Origin of the sequence: Microbacterium sp. NPDC091662, from assembly GCF_044756705.1 — a bacterium.
Classification (GTDB): domain Bacteria; phylum Actinomycetota; class Actinomycetes; order Actinomycetales; family Microbacteriaceae; genus Microbacterium.
In genome coordinates, this window is record NZ_JBIVTM010000001.1 from 2,154,380 (window position 1) to 2,168,447 (window position 14,068).

General features: G+C 69.6%; 11 protein-coding genes. 7 read left to right on the forward strand and 4 right to left on the reverse strand.

Annotated features, from left to right (window positions below; all coding sequences use genetic code 11):
* Positions 1–7: 7 nt before the first annotated feature.
* From ACIQLD_RS10550 to ACIQLD_RS10560, 3 genes are all read right to left on the reverse strand, one after another.
* Positions 8–1,417 carry a rhamnulokinase family protein gene (locus ACIQLD_RS10550; protein ID WP_402607962.1) on the reverse strand — a complete coding sequence of 470 codons (1,410 nt, stop codon included), beginning with the start codon at positions 1,415–1,417 and terminating at the stop codon, positions 8–10.
* Positions 1,414–3,450, reverse strand: a complete 2,037-nt coding sequence (locus ACIQLD_RS10555) for a bifunctional aldolase/short-chain dehydrogenase (protein ID WP_402607963.1) — start codon at positions 3,448–3,450, stop codon at positions 1,414–1,416. The genes ACIQLD_RS10550 and ACIQLD_RS10555 overlap by 4 nt, the downstream gene beginning before the upstream one ends.
* 107 nt (positions 3,451–3,557) lie before the next feature.
* Positions 3,558–4,319: a DeoR/GlpR family DNA-binding transcription regulator gene (locus ACIQLD_RS10560; protein ID WP_402607964.1), complete on the reverse strand. Its 762-nt coding sequence runs from the start codon at positions 4,317–4,319 to the stop codon at positions 3,558–3,560.
* A 117-nt stretch (positions 4,320–4,436) separates the two neighbouring features.
* Here ACIQLD_RS10560 and ACIQLD_RS10565 point away from each other — a divergent pair, with 117 nt between their 5' ends.
* Both ACIQLD_RS10565 and ACIQLD_RS10570 read left to right on the forward strand, forming a co-directional pair.
* Positions 4,437–5,222 (forward strand): SDR family NAD(P)-dependent oxidoreductase, encoded by a 786-nt coding sequence (locus ACIQLD_RS10565; RefSeq protein WP_402607965.1) that lies wholly within the window; start codon positions 4,437–4,439, stop codon positions 5,220–5,222.
* Positions 5,223–5,250: 28 nt separating this feature from the next.
* On the forward strand, positions 5,251–6,699 hold the full coding sequence (locus ACIQLD_RS10570) for a rhamnulokinase family protein (RefSeq protein WP_402607966.1): 1,449 nt from the start codon (positions 5,251–5,253) through the stop codon (positions 6,697–6,699).
* A gap of 19 nt (positions 6,700–6,718) precedes the next feature.
* On the opposite strand, the gene ACIQLD_RS10575 is transcribed toward ACIQLD_RS10570, so the two are convergent.
* Positions 6,719–7,651 (reverse strand): sugar-binding transcriptional regulator, encoded by a 933-nt coding sequence (locus tag ACIQLD_RS10575; RefSeq protein WP_402607967.1) that lies wholly within the window; start codon positions 7,649–7,651, stop codon positions 6,719–6,721.
* 159 nt (positions 7,652–7,810) lie between these two features.
* On the opposite strand from ACIQLD_RS10575, the gene ACIQLD_RS10580 reads away from it, so the two are divergent.
* The 5 genes from ACIQLD_RS10580 to xylB all read left to right on the forward strand — a co-directional run bounded on the left by ACIQLD_RS10580 (position 7,811) and on the right by xylB (position 14,066).
* Positions 7,811–8,857, forward strand: coding sequence for an NAD(P)-dependent alcohol dehydrogenase (locus ACIQLD_RS10580; protein WP_402607968.1), 1,047 nt, complete (start codon positions 7,811–7,813; stop codon positions 8,855–8,857).
* The gene (locus ACIQLD_RS10585) at positions 8,854–10,458 is read left to right on the forward strand and encodes a sugar ABC transporter ATP-binding protein (RefSeq protein ID WP_402607969.1); all 1,605 of its coding nucleotides are present in this window, start codon (positions 8,854–8,856) and stop codon (positions 10,456–10,458) included. The genes ACIQLD_RS10580 and ACIQLD_RS10585 overlap by 4 nt, the downstream gene beginning before the upstream one ends.
* Positions 10,455–11,462: an ABC transporter permease gene (locus ACIQLD_RS10590; RefSeq protein ID WP_402607970.1), complete on the forward strand. Its 1,008-nt coding sequence runs from the start codon at positions 10,455–10,457 to the stop codon at positions 11,460–11,462. The genes ACIQLD_RS10585 and ACIQLD_RS10590 overlap by 4 nt, the downstream gene beginning before the upstream one ends.
* Positions 11,463–11,575: 113 nt before the next feature.
* Positions 11,576–12,592, forward strand: a complete 1,017-nt coding sequence (locus ACIQLD_RS10595; protein WP_402608523.1) for a substrate-binding domain-containing protein — start codon at positions 11,576–11,578, stop codon at positions 12,590–12,592.
* A gap of 73 nt (positions 12,593–12,665) precedes the next feature.
* Positions 12,666–14,066 (forward strand): xylulokinase, encoded by a 1,401-nt coding sequence (gene xylB / locus ACIQLD_RS10600; RefSeq protein WP_402607971.1) that lies wholly within the window; start codon positions 12,666–12,668, stop codon positions 14,064–14,066.
* Positions 14,067–14,068: the final 2 nt, after the last annotated feature.

Sequence of the window (14,068 nt, forward strand, 5' to 3'; positions counted from 1 at the left end):
GTCGCCTTCAGCCTCGCGGATCGAACCGGCGGACCGGGTGGGTCGCCGCGACGAGCGCGCGCAGCCCCTCCAGATCGGCAGCGGCCGCACCCCGGGCCCGGGCCTGCACGAGCACGTTGCCGAGAGCAGTCGCCTCGACCGGACCGGCAAGCACCGGAAGACCGGAACGATCGGCGGTGACCTGACAGAGGAGCGCGTTGAGCGAGCCGCCCCCGACGAGGTGGATCACGTCGACCTCACGCCCCGACAGCGCGGATGCCGTCCGCACGGTCTCGGCGAACGCCACGGCGATGCTCTCCACGATGCTGCGGGCGAACGCCGCACGGCTCATCGGAACAGAGCCCCCGGTCGCCGGGATCAGCGCGGCGATGCGGGCGGGCATGTCACCGGGCGCGCTGAGCGAAGGATCGTTCGCGTCGAACAGCGGCACCTCATCCGAGACCGCGGCTGCCGCAGCGAGCAGCTCCGCCAGATCGATCGACGCGCCGTCCTCCGCCTCCCACGCCCGCACGCTCTCGCTCAGCAGCCACAGGCCGGTGACGTTGTGCAGGAAGCGGTATCGACCGTCGACGCCGAGCTCGTGGGTGAAGTTCGCCTCACGAGCGGCATCCGTCAGCACGGGTTCGGCCAGCTCCAGTCCGACGAGGCCCCACGTGCCGCACGAGATGTACGCGGCAGAGGGCGACGTCATCGGCACGGCGACCACTGCTGAGGCGGTGTCGTGCGACCCGACCGCGATCACCGGGAGGTCTGCGCCGATCCGGGCGGCGAGGTCGGGACGCAGCGACCCGATCACCGCGCCGGGGTCGATGAGCGGAGGGAGGATGCGCGACGGGATGCCGATGCGCGATGCGAGATCGGTGTCCCACTCCCCGTCGCCCACTCCGAGCAGCCCCGTCGTGGAGGCGTTCGTCCGCTCCGCCGCGCTGACGCCCGTGAGCAGGAACGCGATCAGGTCGGGGATGAGCAGCGCCACGTCGGCTTCCCCTATCCGCTCGTCGATCCGGTACTGGTACAGGGTGTTGAAGGGCAGGAACTGCAGTCCGTTGCGGGCATAGAGATCCGCGAACGGAACGATGTCGTGCACCTCTGCGACGCCCTGCGCCGTGCGGGAGTCGCGGTAGTGGAACGGCTCGGCGAGAAGAGCGCCGTCCGCGAGCAGGCCGTAGTCGACGGCCCAGGAATCGATCCCGATGCTCTCGATCGCCGGCTCTCGCCGCACCGCCTCCGCCAGACCCGCCACGACATGCTCGTACAGGGCGGAGAAGTCCCAGTGCAGACCGTCTTCCCGCTCGATGGGGCCGTTCGGGAAGCGCGACACGAGCTCGAGCTCGAGTCGCCCCTCCCCGATGCGCCCGATCATCACGCGGCCGCTGGTCGCCCCGAGATCGACGGCCGCGACCGCGCGCACGCTCATCGCAGGAACGCCGCGGCGACGCCGGAGTCGACGGGGATGTGCAGACCCGTGGTGCGGCTGAGCTCGGGACCGGTCAGCACGTAGACGGCGTCGGCGACGTTCTCGGGCACGACCTCGCGCTTGAGGATCGTGCGGTTCGCGTAATACTGGCCCAGGTCTTCTTCGGCCACGCCGTAGGTCGCGGCGCGGTTCGCACCCCAGCCGGAGGCGAAGATGCCGGAGCCGCGGACCACGCCGTCGGGGTTGATGCCGTTCACACGGATACCGTACTCGCCGAGCTCGACCGCGAGCAGCCGCACCTGGTGCGCCTGGTCGGCCTTCGTGGCGGAGTAGGCGATGTTGTTGGGACCTGCGAAGACCGAGTTCTTCGACGAGATGTAGATGATGTCACCGCCGAGCTTCTGATCGATGAGCACGCGGGCGGCGGCCTTCGACACCAGGAACGAGCCCTTCGCCATCACGTCGTGCTGCAGGTCCCAGTCCTTCTCGGTGGTCTCCAGCAGCGGCTTCGAGAGCGAGAGTCCGGCGTTGTTGACCACGAGGTCGATGCCACCGAACGCGAGCACCGCTTCGTTCAGTGCGGCCTGGACGGCCTCGGCATCGGCGACGTTGGCGGCGATGCCGATCGCGACATCGGTGTTGCCGAGCTCGGCGGCCGCGGCCTGCGCCTTCGCGGCGTCGAGATCGGCGACGACGACGCAGGCGCCCTCCGCCGCGAGACGGGTGGCGATGGCCTTGCCGATGCCGGATGCGGCGCCGGTGACGAAGGCGATGCGCCCCTGGTGCGACTTCGGCTTCGGCATCCGCTGCAGCTTCGCCTCCTCCAGCGCCCAGTACTCGATGTCGAACTTCTCGGCGTCGGAGATCGGCGAATAGGTCGACAGGGCCTCGGCTCCACGCATCACGTTGATCGCGTTCACGTAGAACTCGCCGGCGACGCGGGCCGTCTGCTTGTTCGCGCCGTAGGAGAACATGCCGACACCGGGGATCAGCACGATGAGCGGGTCGGCACCGCGGATCGCGGGCGACTCGGCGGTGGCGTGGGCGTCGTAGTACGCCTGGTAGTCGGTGCGGTACTGCTCGTGCAGCTCGTGCAGGCGGGAGATCTGCTCGTCGATGGAGGCGGTGGCCGGCAGGTCGAGGATCAGCGGCTTGACCTTGGTGCGCAGGAAGTGGTCGGGGCAGCTGGTGCCGAGCGCGGCGAGCGCCGGCGCCTGCTCGGAGGCCAGGAAGTCGAGGACGACATCGGTGTCGGTGAAGTGTCCGACCATCGGCTTGTCTGTCGACGCGATGCCCCGGATGGTGCCGGCGAGGGCGGCAGCCCGCTCTCGGCGCTCGGACGCTGAGAGGGCCTCGAAGCCCGAGCGGACGCCGCCGAATGGGTCGGCCTTGCCGTGCTCGGCGATGTACGCGGCCGCGGTGTCGATGATCCAGAGGGAGTTCGCCTCTGCCTCCTCCGACGTGTCGGCCCAGGCGGTGATGCCGTGCCCGCCGAGGATGCAGCCGATCGCCTGCGGGTTCTGCTTCTTGATCTCGGCGATGTCGAGCCCGAGCTGGAAGCCGGGACGACGCCACGGCACCCACACCACCTTGTCGCCGAAGATCTTCGTCGTCAGCGCCTCGCCGTCGGCCGCGGTGGCTATCGCAATGCCCGAATCGGGGTGCAGGTGGTCGACGTGCGCAGCGTCGACCAGGCCGTGCATGGCGGTGTCGATCGACGGGGCGGCACCACCCTTGCCGTGCAGGCAGTAATCGAAAGCCGCGACCATCTCGTCTTCGCGCTCGAGTCCCGGGTACACATCGACCAGCGCACGCATCCGGTCGAGGCGCAGCACGGCGAGACCGCTCTCGGTCAGGGTGCCGAGGTCTCCGCCAGAGCCCTTGACCCACATCAGCTCGACCGGCTGACCCGTGACGGGATCGGTCGCGGTGCCCTTGGCTGAGGTGTTCCCTCCGGCGTAGTTGGTGTTCTTCGGGTCGGCGCCGAGGCGGTTCGACCGGGCGATCAGAGCGGCGGCGTTGGCGTTGGTCATGACTCTCCAAGACAGGGGCGATGCACACGACCGTGTGCATTCGTGCTGTTACTTCTTGTGAAAGATAACACGAACTAACGTCGCGCAGAAAGGTTGTCGAGGAACGGTCAGAGAATGTCGGAGATGTCCCGGAAGACATCCAACCGCTCGTCACCAGGATCGAGTTCGGTGATCAGCACCGAGATCTCGTCGCGTTCGAGCGCGCGGGCCACAGACCGGCGCCCGAGCTTGCTGGAGTCGGCGCACACCACCGTGGTACCGGCATTCGCGGCCATCGCCTGCTTCAGCTCAGCCTCGTCCACCGAGACCTCCGAGGTGCCGTCGGCGCTGTCGAGCGCGTCCGCCGAGGAGAAGAAGATATCGAAGTAGACCGAACGCATGCTCCGGCGGGCGATCGGGCCGACGAGGCTGCCCGTGGTGGGCTCTGCCGTGCCGCCGGAGATCACCGCGGTCACGCCGTCGAGCGGATGCAGCACCTGGAACGACTCGAACGAGTTCGTGTACGCCGTGAGCCCGGCGCGCGGACCGATCGTCGAGGCGAGCATGTTGACGGTCGACGAGGCGTCGAGCGCGATGGTGCCGTGGGCCGGGACGAGTCGCAGCGCCTTCTCGGCGATCACCCTCTTCGCGCTCGCCCTGATGGCGCGGCGTGCGTCGAACGGCCGCGCTCGGGGGGCGGCGGTCGCCCCACCCCGTACCCGGCGCACCCGACCCTCGGCCTCCAGCTCGAGCAGATCTCGTCGGATCGTCATCGACGACACCGCGAAGAGCTCGGCGGCAGCCTCGATCATCACGCCCTGCGGGCCGTTCGCGAGTTCGACGAGTTCGTCTCGACGTCGTTGCGCCTCGAGATTGCCGGAAAGAGCCATGGGAGGAATCTATCCGGTGCGCGCGAGGAGGCGGATCCTCCGAACCACGACATCGATTCGATGCGCTCATATGAGCGGCTAGTATCGCGAGGTGAGCGCCGACGCTAGGCTCTGCTCATGCTCGGAAACACCACGGAACCTCTTCTCGGCCGCGTCGCCATCGTCACGGGCGGGGCACGGGGCCTCGGGTACGCGATGGCCGAAGCACTCGCCGCCGCCGGGGCCGATGTCGCGCTCCTCGACCGCCTCGACACCGTCGCCGAAGCGGCGGAGACCCTGCAGTCCGCATCGGGGCGACGGTGCGTCGGAGTCGGCGTCGACGTCACCTCCGACGCATCCGTCGCCGCCGCCTTCGACGCCGTCTCCGAGCACCTGGGCGTGGCCGACGTGCTCGTCAACAGCGCGGGCATCACGCTGGGCACACCCCTTCTCGACACCACGCCTGCGGACTGGCGGCGGGTGCTCGACGTCAACGTCACGGGCACCTTCGTCACGAGCCGCGAGTTCGCACGACGGCACGTGGAATCCGCGCGAGGAAACCCGGCCAGCGTGGTCAACGTGTCGTCGATGTCGGCGTTCGCGGTGAACATCCCGCAGACCCAGGCGGTCTACAACACGTCGAAGGCCGCCGTGTCGATGTTCACCAAGAGCGCGGCGATCGAGTGGTGGCCCCACGGCATCCGCGTCAATGCGATCGCCCCGGGATACTTCGCCAGCGACATGACCAGGGACTTCGTTGCGGAGAACCCCGAGATGGCCGACGAGTGGGTGCGCCGCATCCCGGTCGGGCGGATGGGAGAGCCCGAAGAGCTCGGCGACCTCCTGGTCTATCTCGCGAGCGAGCGGTCGAGCTATGTCGTCGGGCAGAGCATCCTCATCGACGGCGGTTACACCAGCGTGTGAGAGCCCGCCGGACCATAGGCTGAGAGGCATGCCCGAACTGCCCCTCGGCTCGGCGACCTTCCGAGCTGCCGCCGTCGACCTCGGAGGGTCCAGCGGTCGCGTCGTGAGCGCGACCGTCGACGGGGAACGAGTGCGCATCGACGGGGTGCACCGGTTCCGCAACCGTGCGTTCACGGATGAGCTCGGACTGCGGTGGGACGCCCAACGGCTGTACCGCGACGCGGTCGCCGGTCTCGCCGCGCTTCGCCACGACGGGCCCGCCTTCGCCAGCGTCGGAGTGGACGCCTGGTCGGGAGACTACGGACTGCTCGCCTACGACGGCATCCTCGACGCCCCCTTCCATCAGCGCGACGCGCGCACCGACCGCAGCTTTCCCCTCGTCGACGCGATCCTCCCCGCTGCCGACGCCTTCCGAGAGACCGGGGTCACCGCACTCCCGATCATGACGATCTACCAGTTGATGGCCGACCGAGAGGCCGGACGCCTCGACACCGTGCAGCGGATGCTGCTGATGCCCGACCTGCTCGCGCACTGGCTGGGCGCCGAAGAGGTCGCCGAGGCGACGAACGTCTCCAGCACCGGCCTGGCCCTCCCCCGCGGCACCGGCTGGGACGCCCGCCGGATCGACGCACTGGGGCTGCCGGCGCGGATCTTCCCCGAGACGGTCGCACCCGGCACCGTGACCGGGCGCGTGGCGGGCGGCATCCTGGCCCCGGGGGACACCACCGACATCACCACCGTCGCCTCGCACGACACCGCCAGCGCCGTGATCGCCGCCCCCGCTCTCGACGAGAACTTCGCCTTCGTCTCGTGCGGAACGTGGATCCTCACGGGGGTCGAGGTCGATCACCTCATCACGAGCGACCGCGCCCGGGAGGCGGGTTTCACCAACGAGCTCGGCCTCGACGACACCGTGCGTTTCCTGCGGATCGCCGCCGGGCTCTGGATCATCAACGAATGCATGCGGGAATGGGGACTCGACGGCTGGGGCGCGCGCAGCACCGCCGCCCGTCGCGAGCTGCTCGCCCGCGCCGACGCCACCCCGACCCCCGGTGTGCTGGTCGACACCGGCGACCCCCGCCTGCTGCGTCCCGGGCAGATGACCGCGCGCATCGCCCAGCTCGTCGGCGAGTCCGGCGGGAGCATGCCCACCGATCGTGCCGCCGTCGTGCGCCTGGTGCTCGAGAGCCTCGGGGCATTCGTGGCCAGGCAGGTCGACGAAGCAGCGGCGCTCTCGGGGGTGGACGTGCGGGTGATCCACCTCGTCGGTGGCGGGTCCGAGTCGTCGATCCTCGCCCAGGCCATCGCCGATCTTTCCGGACGCCCTGTGGTCGCGGGGCCGTCGGAGGCGACATCGATGGGCAACATCCTGGTGCAGGCCCGTGCGCACGGCGCCGCGCGGGGAACCCTCGGCGACCTGCGCCGCATGGTGCGCGCCTCCACAGACCTGCGGCGCTACGAACCCATCACCCGCTGAGCGGGCAGGCCGGCTCCGCTCAGACCGCGGTCTCGAGCAGGCGCCGGGCGAGAGCCGCGTCGGTCACGAGCGAATCGACGATCCCGGAGCGCAGGGCCGCGGCGACGGCCCCCGTCTTCGAGGGGCCGCCCGCGACCGCGATCACCTCGGGGATGCGGCGCAGCTGCTCGGTGGACACCGCGAGAGACCGCTCGGCCACCGACCCGACGACAGCACCGCTCTCATCGATCAGGGTCGCGCAGATCTCGGCCTTCACCCCCGCGGCGAGCAGCTCGTCGAGCGCACCCGCGCGCCCGGCGTTGTCGTACAGCTGCGAGTCGGGCGGGCTCCAGGAACCGACCGCGACGACGGCCTTGGTCACCGAGTCGAAGCGGCGGAACGTCTCCATGATGCCGGGCTCGCGTCGCAGGGCCGAGGCGGTGGCAGCGGTCTCGACGAGGAGCGGCGCGAAGATGGCGCGGGATCGGCCGCCGGAGATGCGACTCACCTGACGGATCACCTCGACGCCGTTCTCGGGCGTCGGCGCGGCGACACCCGCGAGCTGCACGACCTCGCACGTCGCCAGCGTGCGCAGGTGTCCGGCCATCGCGGTCAGCGTGCGGCCGGCCGTGAGCCCGAGGACGTCTCCCTCGGTGACGATCTCGCTGAGCAGGTCGGCGGCCGCGCGCCCGAGTCGATCCTGGATCAGATCGGGTGTGGTGCCAGGGGTGATCACCGCGAGAGCGCGCGTCAGACCGAAGCGGGCGCGCAGCTGCATGGACAGGTCGAGATCGAGGGAGTCCGGCGCCTCGATCGTGATCTTCACCAGCCCCTGCTCGAGCGCATCCTCCAGCATCCGGGCGATCTTGAAACGGGAGAGGCCGAGCTCTTCGGCGATCTCGATCTTCGTCCGGCCGTCCAGATAGTGCCGGCGTGCGACGTGCGAGATGCGCACCAGTTCATCGGGTCCCATGTCGCCTCTTCGTCTCGCGTCGTGTCCGGTCGCTTCAGCATATCCCGATTCGGCCCGGTGCGCTCATATGAGCGGTCAGTTGTCTCATTCGTCACGCATGGCTAATGTCGGTCGAGCGATCACGACCGCACGATCGCACCCCGCACCACGAGGAGCCCGATGAAGCGCACTGAATTGCCGACGACCATGCGTGCGAGCGTGCTGGTGCGAGCCGGCGAGCTCACGGTGGAGACCCGCCCCGTACCGGTCCCGTTCGCCGATCAGGTGATCGTCCGGGTGAACGCAGTCGGCATCTGCGGCTCCGACGTCCACTACTTCCACGAGGGGCGCATCGGCGACTTCGTCGTGGAGGAACCGCTCGTCCTCGGCCACGAGGCCGGCGGCACGATCGTCGCAGTCGGGGCCGACATCGACGACTCCCGCGTCGGCGAGCGCGTCTCGATCGAACCGCAGCGCCCGTGCCGCGTGTGCGAGTTCTGCCGCAGCGGGCGCTACAACCTCTGCCCGCAGATCGAGTTCTACGCGACTCCGCCGATCGACGGCGCCTTCGCGGAGTACGTCGCGATCCAGAGCGACTTCGCCTACACGGTGCCCGACTCCGTGAGCGACGACGCCGCGGCGCTCATGGAGCCGCTTTCCGTCGCCATCGCAGCGGTGCAGAAGGCAGGCGTGCGCCCAGGGAGCCGCGTGCTCATCACCGGGGCGGGGCCCATCGGCATCGTCACCGCGCAGACCGCGCGGGCGTTCGGCGCCGCCGAGATCGTGATCAGCGATCCGATGGCCGAGCGCCGCGAAGTCGCGCTCCGGTTCGGCGCGACCTCAGCAGTCGATCCGGCGGCGGGACCGCTCGGATCGGGATACGACTCCTTCGTCGACGCCTCGGGTTCCCCCGTCGCTGTGAAACAGGGCATCTCGGCGCTGAAGCCCGGCGGCGTCGCCGTGCTCGTCGGCATGGGCGCCGACGAGATCGCGCTCCCCGTCTCCACCATCCAGAACCGCGAACTGATCGTCACCGGCATCTTCCGCTACGCGAACACCTGGCCGGCCGCGATCGAACTTGTCGCGTCGGGAGACGTCGACCTCGACGCGCTGGTCACCGGCTCGTTCGGCCTCGCCGAGGTGCGCGAGGCACTCGACTCCGCCTCGCACCCCTCGACGTTGAAGAGCATCGTGCGTCCGGACCGCGAGCACGCGAGGGAAGCATGACCGACCTCGAGCTCACGGGGAACATCACCCTCGATGAGCAGCCCGACATGCTCGCGTGCGTCGACATCCGCAAGGCGTTCGGCGGAGTGCCCGTGCTCAAGGGCGTCGGGCTGCACCTCGTTCCGGGCACCGTGACCGCGCTCGCGGGCGAGAACGGCGCCGGCAAGTCGACGCTCATGAAGATCGCCTCGGGACAGATGAAGGCCGATGCCGGGCGTGTGCTCGTGCGCGGCGAGGAGCTCACCGCGGGATCGGCGCGCGACGCCCACCAGCGCGGCATCGCCATCGTGCCGCAGGAGCTCGCCTCGATCCTCGACACCACGGTGTACGAGAACATCTTCGTGGGGCGAGAGCTGCGCAACAGGTTCGGGTTGGTCGACCGCCGCCGCATGGCCAGGGAGGCCCGGCAGATGCTCGCCGAGTTCGGGGTCGACATCGATCCCGGGGCCCGCATGGGATCACTGCCGGTGGGACTGCGACAGATCGTCGAGATCGTCAAGGCCACCAGCACCGGTGCACGGGTGCTGCTGCTGGATGAACCGACCAGCGCGATCGCCGAGCGCGAGGTCGCTCGCCTGATCGAGAGCATGCGCATGCTGCGCGACCGCGGTGTCGCGATCCTCTTCACGACGCACAAGATGGAGGAGATCCGCGCGATCGCCGACCGGGTCGTAGTGCTCCGCGACGGCGGCCTCGTCGCAGATGCGCCGCTCTCGGAACTCAGCGACGACGACATCGTGACCGCGATGATCGGCCGCGAGCTCGAAGACCTCTTCCCCGATCTGCCACCTGCGGCGGACGATGTGGCACTCTCGGTGCACGGGCTCGAGTACACGCCGGCCCCGCAACCGGTCGACCTGCAGGTGCGCCGCGGCGAGATCGTCGGGCTCGCGGGGCTCGTCGGCGCCGGACGCACCGAGCTGATCGAGGCGCTGTTCGGCGTGCGCTCCTCGACCGCGGGCGAGATCACCGTCGGAGGCGCTCGCGTGCGTCGCGGACGCCCCGCCGACGCGATCACCGCCGGCATGGCTCTGGTCCCGGAGGACCGCAAGGGAGCAGGCGCCGTGCTCAGCATGGACATCCTGGCCAACGCGACCCTGCCGCGCATGGACCAGTTCTCGGTCGCCGGATGGCTCAAGGGTCGCAGCCGTGTGGACGCCGTCTCCGAGGTGATGAGCTCGGTGCGCCTGCGCAGCCGAGGCCTCGGGCAATTGATGGAGACGCTCTCGGGCGGCAACCAGCAGAAGGTCGTGCTCGCGCGCTGGCTCACCGGCGAAGTGAAGGTGCTGCTGCTGGACGAGCCGACCCGCGGCGTCGACATCGGCGCCCGCAGCGAGATCTACCGGATCATCACCGACCTCGCCGCCTCGGGAATGGCCGTGGTGATGGCATCGAGCGACATGCCGGAGATCCTCGCCCTGTCGCATCGCGCCCTCGTGCTCAAGGACGGCGGCGTGGTGGCAGAGCTTGACCGCACCGCCCTCCAACAGCCCGACGTGCAGGACCGCATCTTCCGACTCGCGAGCGGACTCGACATCTCCGACGCGCCTTCCGGCACCGCACCCTCCGGCACCGCACCCTCCGCAAAGGACGACCAATGACCGACACCCGCACCGCCTCGCAGACCTTCGTGCCCGAGTCGGGCGTGAAGCGCTTCAGCCCGACCTGGTTCGGCGACCTCGCGATCCGCTACGCGATGGTGATCGTGATGGTGCTCATCATCGCGTTCTTCCTCTACCGCAGCGCACGCTTCGGCACGGTCGACAACCTGCAGACGATCCTGGTCGCCGCGGCGCCGTTCGCCCTGATCGCGCTCGGTCAGACGCTCGTGATCCTCACCGGCGGCATCGACCTCTCGGTCGGCAGCGTGATCGCCGCAGCGGCCGTGTTCGGCAGCCTCACCGCCAAGGCGTTCCCGGATCAGATCTGGCTCGCGATCGTCGCCGGCGTCGTGGTGGGCTTCATCGCCGGGGCCATCAACGGCTTCGTGGTGTCGGTGATCAAGGTGCCGCCCTTCATCGCGACGCTCGGGATGCTCACCCTCGCCTCGGGTGTCGCCTACGTCGCGGGAAACGGCGCCCCCATCACCGGGCTGCCTGCCGACTTCTCCCGCATCGCGAACGCCCAGTTCGGCGGACTCACCCTGCCGGTCATCCTGATGATCGTCGGCATCCTGGGGCTCGCGGTCGTGATGCGCCGCACCACCTGGGGCATGCGCGTCTATGCGATCGGCGGCAACCCGATCGCCGCCGGCATCGCGGGCATCAACGTCGGCCGCACCATCTTCAGCGTCTATGCCATCTCCGGCATGCTCGCCGGCATCTCGGGCGTCATGCTGGCCAGCCGTGTCACGCTCGGCGCTCCGAACCTCGGAGTCGGCTACGAGCTCGACGCGATCGCGGCTGTCGTGATCGGCGGCGCGAGCCTGCTCGGCGGCCGCGGCTCGATCTGGGGAACGGCGCTCGGCCTGCTCCTCATCCAGACCCTCAACAACGGCCTCGACATCCTGACCGTCCCCGCCTACTGGCAGAAGGTCATCAAGGGCGTGCTCATCGTCGCGGCAGTCGCCGTGGACGTGTGGGCGACCCGACGACGAAGCCGCTGACCGCTCACGACGAAGAACCCTGCTTCATCGCACCATCCAACGAGAGGAACCCCATGTTCACCAAGAAGAGCCGCATCGCCGCGGCTTTCGCCGTCACCTCCGTCGCAGCGCTGATGCTCGCCGGCTGCGGCGCCGGCGACCCGAACGCGAACGCCGGCGGCGGAGACGACAGCGGTCAGGAGCGCATCACGATCGGTGTGAGCGTCTACGACATGTCGTCGTTCGTCACCGAGGGCAAGGAGGGCATCGAGCGCTACGCCGAGGAGAACAACATCGAGATCCTGTGGAACTCCGCAGGCCTCGACGTCAACACCCAGGCGAGCCAGGTCGACCAGTACGTCACCGCCGGCGTCGACGCGATCGTCGTCATCCCGGTGCAGGCCGACTCGCTGCAGCCGCAGATCGCCGCCGCGAAAGCCGCCGACATCCCGTTCTTCGACGTCAACGCGTCGCTCAACAGCGAAGACCTCACCGGTTCTGTGCAGCCCGACGATGTGGCCGCGGGCGAGCAGGAGGCGCAGATGATGATGGACGCCCTCGGCGGGAAGGGCAACGTCATCATCCTGCAGGGTCCGCTCGGGGGCTCGGGCGAGATCAACCGCGGCAAGGGCATCGACAACGTGCTCGCCGAGAACCCCGACGTGAAGGTGCTCGCCAAGGACACCGCGAACTGGAAGCGCGATGAGGCCGTCAACAAGGTCAGCAACTGGATCTCGGCCTTCGGCGACGACATCGACGGCGTGATCGCCCAGAACGACGACATGGGTCTCGGCGCTCTGCAGGCGCTCAAGGAAGCCGGGATGACGGATGTGCCGATCGTCGGCATCGACGGCATCGCCGACGGCCTCGAAGCCGTCAAGAACGGTGACTTCATCGGCACCTCGCTGCAGAACGGCACGGTCGAGCTGTCGGCCGGCGTCGCCTACGCCGCGGCCATCGTGCGCGGAGAGGATGTCAAGGAGAACCCGATCTACCTGATGCCCGCGATCACGAAGGACAACGTCGACGAAGCGATCGGCCACGTGGTCACCGAGCGCGACGCGTTCCTGAAGAACCTCAGCGAGATGACCAACAAGAACCTCAAGAGCGGCAACATCGCTTACGAGGGTCTCACCGGCCAGTCGGAGTGACGGCCGAACCCGAGCCGCGAGGATGCTTCGGCGTCTTCGCGGCTCGGGTCGTTCACGGATGAGGGAGAGGCAGATGCCGTCGACATACGTCGCCGGCGTGGATTCGTCCACGCAGAGCTGCAAGGTGACCGTTCACGACCTGGCGACCGGGGAAGTGGTGCGCACCGGACGGGCATCGCATCCGTCCGGCACGGAGGTCGACCCCGAGGCCTGGTGGTCGGCCCTGCAGCACGCGATCGTCGACGCCGGTGGTCTGGACGACGTCGCCGCCATCTCTATCGCCGCGCAGCAGCACGGGCTCGTGGCACTCGACACACACGGCCACGTCGTCCGCGACGCGCTGCTCTGGAACGACGTGCGCAGTGCGGACGCCGCGGCGGCGCTCGTGGCGGAGGTCGGCGCGCAGGAGTATGCGCGTCGGGTCGGAGTCGTGCCCGTGGCGTCGTTCACCGGAGCCAAGCTGCGGTGGCTGCGTGATCACGAGCCCGCGAACGCGACCAGGGTCGCCGCGGTCGCTCTGCCCCACGACTGGCTCTCCTGGCGACTTCGCGGGTACGGACCCGCCGGTGCGTCCGCGCTCGGTCCCGCCCTCGACGCCCTCGCCACCGACCGCTCCGACGCGAGCGGCACCGCGTACTGGAGCGCCTCCAGCGGCACGTACGACCTCGACCTGCTCGAGCGCGCGTTCGGTCACGTCCCGACCCTCCCCCGCGTAATCGGGCCCGCCGAGCGGATGGGGACCATGCCCGGCGGCACCGTGGTCGGAGCAGGTCTGGGAGACAACGCCGGCGGTGCACTCGGACTCGGTGCGCGACCCGGCGACGCGGTGATCTCGATCGGCACGAGCGGCACGGTCTTCGCCGTGTCCGAACACGCCATCGCCGATCCGACAGGAGTCGTGGCGGGCTTCGCCGACGGCAGCGGCCATCACCTGCCCCTCGTCGCCACGCTCAACGCTGCGCGCGTGCTCGATGCGGTCGCCGGACTGCTCGGCGTCGATCACGACGAACTCGCCCGTCTGGCGCTGGCGGCCGAACCCGGAGCGGACGGCCTGGTCCTGCAGCCCTACTTCGAGGGCGAGCGCACCCCGAACCGCCCGGATGGCACGGCCACCCTGTTCGGCATGTCGCTCGCCTCGACACGGCGCGAGACCCTGGCCCGCGCTGCGGTGGAGGGACTGCTGTGCGGTCTCGCCGACGGCCTCGATGCGATCCGTCGGTGCGGGGTGCCGGCCACCCGTATCCTGCTCATCGGCGGGGCCGCGCGCAATCCCGCCGTCTCGCGGATCGCGGCTCAGGTGTTCGACGTGCCGATCGTCGTGCCGGGCATCGACGAGGCTGTCGCTCGCGGAGCCGCGGTCCAGGCGGCCTGGGCCCTCACCGGCGAGCGCCCGTCGTGGGACGACGGCGACGCGCGAGACTTCGCAGTCGACCACCGCCCCCTCATCCGGCAGCAGTACGCCGCCCGGGCCTGAGC

Bases quoted from the DNA above. Each gene is read 5' to 3' on its own strand.
- ACIQLD_RS10570 (WP_402607966.1), top strand. From the start codon at position 5,251: ATGCCCGAACTGCCCCTCGGCTCGGCGACCTTCCGAGCTGCCGCCGTC.
- ACIQLD_RS10565 (WP_402607965.1), top strand. From the start codon at position 4,437: ATGCTCGGAAACACCACGGAACCTCTTCTCGGCCGCGTCGCCATCGTC.
- ACIQLD_RS10580 (WP_402607968.1), top strand. From the start codon at position 7,811: ATGAAGCGCACTGAATTGCCGACGACCATGCGTGCGAGCGTGCTGGTG.
- ACIQLD_RS10590 (WP_402607970.1), top strand. From the start codon at position 10,455: ATGACCGACACCCGCACCGCCTCGCAGACCTTCGTGCCCGAGTCGGGC.
- ACIQLD_RS10550 (WP_402607962.1), bottom strand. From the start codon at position 1,417: ATGAGCGTGCGCGCGGTCGCGGCCGTCGATCTCGGGGCGACCAGCGGC.
- ACIQLD_RS10560 (WP_402607964.1), bottom strand. From the start codon at position 4,319: ATGGCTCTTTCCGGCAATCTCGAGGCGCAACGACGTCGAGACGAACTC.
- ACIQLD_RS10585 (WP_402607969.1), top strand. From the start codon at position 8,854: ATGACCGACCTCGAGCTCACGGGGAACATCACCCTCGATGAGCAGCCC.
- ACIQLD_RS10575 (WP_402607967.1), bottom strand. From the start codon at position 7,651: ATGGGACCCGATGAACTGGTGCGCATCTCGCACGTCGCACGCCGGCAC.
- ACIQLD_RS10555 (WP_402607963.1), bottom strand. From the start codon at position 3,450: ATGACCAACGCCAACGCCGCCGCTCTGATCGCCCGGTCGAACCGCCTC.
- xylB (WP_402607971.1), top strand. From the start codon at position 12,666: ATGCCGTCGACATACGTCGCCGGCGTGGATTCGTCCACGCAGAGCTGC.
- ACIQLD_RS10595 (WP_402608523.1), top strand. From the start codon at position 11,576: ATGCTCGCCGGCTGCGGCGCCGGCGACCCGAACGCGAACGCCGGCGGC.